The sequence below is a fragment of the Nevskia soli genome, from assembly GCF_903970205.1.
In the GTDB taxonomy this organism is placed as follows: domain Bacteria; phylum Acidobacteriota; class Terriglobia; order Bryobacterales; family Bryobacteraceae; genus Bog-113.
The window spans coordinates 1-5439 of sequence record NZ_CAJCHS010000107.1; the positions used below are offsets into that span (position 1 = coordinate 1).

The window sequence follows — 5439 nt, forward strand, 5'->3', positions numbered from 1 at the left end:
TCTCCCGATCGCCGATGCAGCAGTTCGTATTCGACTTACGTCAGTGAACGTGATTCGAGGGCGCCGACATCAGCTGCACGAACATGTCATAGAAGCGTTTGGTATCTAAGTCAACCTGAACCTCAACGGGTTGTGTGGTGATTTTCAGGTCATCCTTCGAAGTCCAGGTAAGCGTGTTGCCGTATCCCGCGCCATGATCGATATCGACGCCCATATAGAGGGTTTGCTTACGCGTGATAAGCGTGGGATCGATCCACGCAGCCGCCGCGAGTTCGTCCCACATGATGTCGTTACCGTCGCCGGGCGAGTAGTACTTGGCGAGATAGCGTGACAGGGGCGTGTTCGCCGATCCAATCTGCTTGAGCATGGCGGGACTGAAGCTAGTCTTAATCGAGATGTCGGTCGGAGTACAGACGATCTTCTTCCATGGAGCTCGCAGGACGATGTAGGCCGCTTCGGGATCGAACCAAAAGTTGAACTCGTGCCGGGGACTGTTGGCAAACTCGGGATTCTCGGTCTGCGGGCTAAGACTTCCGCCCATAAAGACTAACTCCTGAGCAAGTTCGGCGAAATGAGTATCGAGCGAAATCGCGAGCGCCAAGTCGGTCATTGGCGCGCCCTCATAGATAGTAACTTCATGCGGATACTGATGGACCATCCGAATCATGAAGTGGACCGCATCTTCGGCGGCTGCCTTAGTCTTGGGCGTACCTTCAGGCATCGGCGGAATGACGAACGGCTCATGCCACCAGCGCGCGTCCCACGCTCCCGAATAGGCGACCTTTCCGAACCGTTCCTGCCAGAGCAGCGTTTCTTCTCGTGTTCTTACCAGGGGGAATGCGGCACCGACTAACACCGGAATTTCTGTGCGGTCCATGATCTCGAGTAGACGAAGCGTATGAGCCACCTCTTCATCGCGCCATTGATCTCCACTGGCGACTGTGATCCCAAGCACTTCGACCTGCGGCGATTGCAGCATTAAGGCTACCGTCTGAAGATTGGAACCACCCGGACCGGAGCAGTCTTCGTCGATGATCACTTTCCGGCGCTGCTGCTGGCTCCAACCGAGGGACGCGGTTAGTGCCAGCAGGATAAGTAGCCGCTTAGAAGGCAAGCTTAAGCGCAAACTGAATGACTCGTGGATTGTTTACCGTGGAACTAATTGCTCCAAAGGTTGTGGGTGAGTTGAAATCCGATCCGGGCAAACCAAATTGTGCATGGTTGAATAAGTTGAAGAACTCGGCGCGGAAATCCATCCGCATCCCTTCACGAGGCAGAGCGAAGTGCTTGATCACGGAGAAATCCGTATTGATGAAGTCGGGACCGGAAAGAGGAGTTCTCGACGCATTCCCAAGCTCTCCGGCAGGCGGAGCGGCGAAACAGGAAGTATTGAAGAACTCGCTTAAGGTTTGACTACCCGAGACAGGGTTACAGATCTGGTCCGGCCGGTTGAGGCTATTTCCGTTGTTCTCGAAGTTAACGCCGGAAGAGTTGGCGCTATCGACGACGAAGACCGGGAACCCGGACGAGGCTTTCTCGATGACGTTAAGTTCCCAGCCGCCGAAAATCTCGTTGCTTACGCCGTTCCAGGAGCTTCCGAACATCTTCCCTCGCCCGAAGGGCAGCTGATAGATGATACTCGCGGTAAAGACGTGGTTGAGATTGATTTGAGAAAGCGCCCAATCTAATTGCTCCCAGTTCGGCAATGGGTAGTAAGTGGCTCCGAGAGTACTGCCCAGTCCATCGGTAAAGCCGTTGTCATGAGCTTGCGAATAGGTGTAGCCGAGCAGGGCGTAAATACCGTATTTGTTGCTCCTGGTTTCCGCTTTGACCTGGAGTGAGTTGTAGTGCGCGCGGCCTTGATCGGTAATATTCGAAATCGTGGAATAAGGAAACGCCGTATAAGGAACGCCGAACGCGGCGCCTCCCGTCCCGCAGCCAAGAGTGTAGCCGGATACGGTCCCGCAGGCTGAAGGAGAGCTCACGTTAATGTTATTGCCATCAATCAGGATATGGCTGCTACGCGAGCCGGCGTACCCGACAGTCAGGACCATGTTGCCGGGAATCTGGCGCTCCACGTTCACATTGAACTGCTGGATGCGGCCGAGCTTGAAATTCGTATCCTGCGACTGGATCGTGCCGGTAAAAGTGCTGGGGTCCGGTGGGGCCGTAAAGACCGGAAATCCGGACGAAGCGTTGATCGCGGAAGGCGTTAACCCATATACCGTCGCACAAGCGGCAGTGGCGAACGTACAGGCGCCGCCGAAGGCAAACGCATCGGATTCCGCATAAAAGGGCGGGTTCTGCCACAGGCCTTGTGCACCCTGGTTCCAGGACGAATCATGGAAGATCGCATATCCAGCGCGGAGCACGGTCTTCTGACTATTGAATATCTTCCACGCCATTCCAACGCGCGGCTCCCAGGCGGTCCAATCCATCTTGATTCCGGCCGACGCACCGGCATTCACTCCGGGGATCAGGAAAGTGCCTGTGGCCGGGTCGAAATCCGCCTGCCGGTTGGCAGCTTCGGTAATCGGAGTTACAAACGCCCAAGCCAATCCAAGGTTCACGGTCAAGCTATTCGTGACTCGCCAGTCATCCTGAACAAAAGGACGATAGAGCTTCCATCGGCGTCCCGTTACATTGCCGTCGAACGTCTGGTCATGCAACGCGAGACTCGGCAAACCGAGAAGCAGGTCGGCTTCGGGTTCGCCGGACCAAAGTCCGGTGTAAATCCAGTAGCCATCCTGAAAACCTTCCGCTAACACGTTCATCTGCATGGCGCGGAATTCGAAGCCGGTCTTGATATCGTGATTGCCGCGAACCATGTCGACCGCGTCGGCGACGGAGAAGATGTTCGTTCCGCCCTGGAAGGGCGAGTAACCTCGATCTCCCAGCGACCAATAGCCTCCGTCTAACTGAGTCGAAGTCAAGCCGCAACTAACTCCGCCCAGGTTAGCCCCGGGGATACCAATCGCGTCGGAGATACAACTCCCGGTACCTTGCGACGAAATGTAGTCGAAGATGCGGTTGTAACCGGCAGTGAATTGGTTGATCGTATTCGGCGTAAAAACGTGGGTCTCAGCGGCCGCAACGTTACGTCCATGGTTAATGATTCCCTGGTTACTGGCGAAGGGGCTTTCTTCGGCAAAACCGGGAGCGCCGCCGGGCACGTACGAGGTCGCCTGGTCGTAACTGAACCGCGCAAACATGTTGTCCTTGTCCGAGAAGTTGTGATCCAGCCGGACATCGAACTCGCCTTCATTCAACTTCCGGACGGGTTCGTTGACATAGTTATAGCCAAGGGCGGTATTGTTCGCATTCGGCAGCGGGTACAGGTTGATCATCTTCTGCGTTATGGGGTTGATCAGGTTTTGAGGGATTTTATTGCAGTCCACGCCGGGAGTCTGGCTTCCGTTCGGCGCGGCTAAGATCGGATTGCCCGAGGCGTCGCACTGGAAATCCGTATCCGCCGCCCCGAGTACGTTCGGATTGGTTATGAATCCAACGCGGGGGTTGCCGAAAGCGTCATCGGTGAAATCACCGTTACGCATCGCGACAGAAGGGACCAACCCTGTGAATGGAATCCCATGGCGCTGCATCTTGTTCTGTATATCGGCGAACAGGAAGGTCTTGTTCCTCTTAATTGGACCGCCGACCGAACCGCCGAACTGATTCAGGTTGAACTTCTCGGTGGAAGACGCAAAGAAGCTGCGTGCGTCGAGGTCGGTATTCCGAAAGAACTCGAAAAGCGACCCGTGCAGCTGATTAGTTCCCGACTTAGTAGTTACCAGGACGGTCGGCCCGGCCCGGGTTCCCCATTCCGCGGAATAATTGTAAGTGAGGACCTTAAACTCCTGGATCGCATCGATCGAGGGGAAAATAGCGATCCCGCCCGCGGTCAGTTCGTTGTTATCGTTGCCGTCGAGCAGCCAATCGGTACTGTTCGCGCGGGAGCCTCCTACCGAAAGCGAGAACGAGCCGCGCGCCGACACTTCGCTGCTCGGGCCGCCGTTGAAGAAGCTGTTCGGGTTCGTTTCCTGAACGGTACCGGGCGTGAGAGTTGCGAGTTGAACAAAGTCGCGCCCGTTTAAAGGCAGCTCCGCAACTTGTTGGGAGTTGATGACCTGGCCAAGAGTGGGGTTTACGGTCTCGATCGCCACCGCGTTCGCCACCACCTCGACGTTCTGTTGCACGCTGGACAAGGCGAGTTTGAAATCAATTTCGCGCTGTTCATCCACTTGTAGCCGGATGTCGCGCGATTCGGTGTTTTGAAAACCCTGCATCGACACGCGGACGACGTAGTTTCCAAGAGGCAGCAACGGGACCACGAAATGACCGCTCGCGTCGGTAGTGACGTCGCGGGTCAAGCCGATCGATTCCGCGGCTACCGTAACTTTCGCGCCGGACAGGACGGAACCGGTCGCGTCCGTAACGGTCCCGGAAATACTGCTGGTCGCCTGTCCCATCAGGGAAGGCGCCAAAAACAGCAGGGTCAAACAGACCGCTGTCGCCAGACAAACTCTACTTTTTCGCATCTATCGCCCCCTGATAACCGCCACCCAAGCGAGTGTCGAACGAGGACTCCCCAATGTGAAAAATCTGAACCTGGAGATGGAGGTCGGTCATTTAGTATCCCCACGAAACGAGGGGAGTGTCAAGCGGAATCCGCTTCTGTGTATCAGGTTTCATGTATCACGTCCCGCGGTAAGTCGTGTAACCGTTGGGGGCGACCAGGAGCGGGATATGGTGGTGCTGATTCGGATCGCGGACCTGGAAGGTGATGGCAATTTCCGGATAGAGCGTGGGGATTTGCCGGGCCTCGAAGTAGGGCGCAACGGCGAAGATCAGGCGGTAGTTGCCGGATTTCAATGGCGTGGCGTTGAGGAGATCCCGGCAACGTCCTTCGGCGTCGGTAACGCCGAGCCACTCGCCTCCCGAGTCGTCGGCCAGCCGCACGCCGACGCCGGCCGCCGGCTTGCCGAGTGAGATATCGAGGACGTGCGTGGAGATTCCGGTCATGGCGCCAGCCACTTTCCGAGGCGCAGTCGCATGATCTGGCGCTGCTGTTCGGATGCTTCGGCCAGCTCGGTGTCGCGATCGTTGTTGAGCCGGCGCTGCAAAAGCTCGAGCATCTGTTCGGCGGTTTTTCCGGTGGCGCAAACGATGTAGATGAAACCGAATCTGGATTCGTACTCGCGGTTGCCGTCGGCCATCGCTCGGCGCAGCTCATCGGTGGCCGTGTTCATCCCGGACTGTTCGCGGCTTGCCCAACCGGCAGATGGCGCCACCGCGGCCCCGATCTTCGGGTGCGCGCGAAAGGCTTCGAGCTTGTCATCGACGCTGATGTCTGCCCAGACCTCGTCGGCTGCCGCCATCACTTCGTGGATATCAGCGAAAGGACGCCGCCGGGTCATTTCCGCGGCCCACGCAAGCGAA

General features: G+C 56.9%; 4 protein-coding genes. All 4 read right to left on the reverse strand.

The genetic code is table 11. The features are described 5' to 3' along the window. Positions 1 to 40 precede the first annotated feature (40 nt). Positions 41 to 1114, reverse strand: coding sequence for a nucleoside hydrolase (locus H1Y01_RS05005; protein ID WP_180539173.1), 1074 nt, complete (start codon positions 1112 to 1114; stop codon positions 41 to 43). Further along, the gene (locus H1Y01_RS05010) at positions 1104 to 4538 is read right to left on the reverse strand and encodes a TonB-dependent receptor (RefSeq protein WP_180539174.1); all 3435 of its coding nucleotides are present in this window, start codon (positions 4536 to 4538) and stop codon (positions 1104 to 1106) included. The genes H1Y01_RS05005 and H1Y01_RS05010 overlap by 11 nt, the downstream gene beginning before the upstream one ends. Before the next feature lie 157 nt (positions 4539 to 4695). After that, on the reverse strand, positions 4696 to 5022 hold the full coding sequence (gene uraH / locus H1Y01_RS05015) for a hydroxyisourate hydrolase (protein ID WP_180539175.1): 327 nt from the start codon (positions 5020 to 5022) through the stop codon (positions 4696 to 4698). Beyond that, positions 5019 to 5439: 2-oxo-4-hydroxy-4-carboxy-5-ureidoimidazoline decarboxylase (gene uraD / locus H1Y01_RS05020; RefSeq protein WP_180539176.1), on the reverse strand; the 421-nt coding region annotated here is incomplete at its 5' end. The genes uraH and uraD, both read right to left, overlap by 4 nt.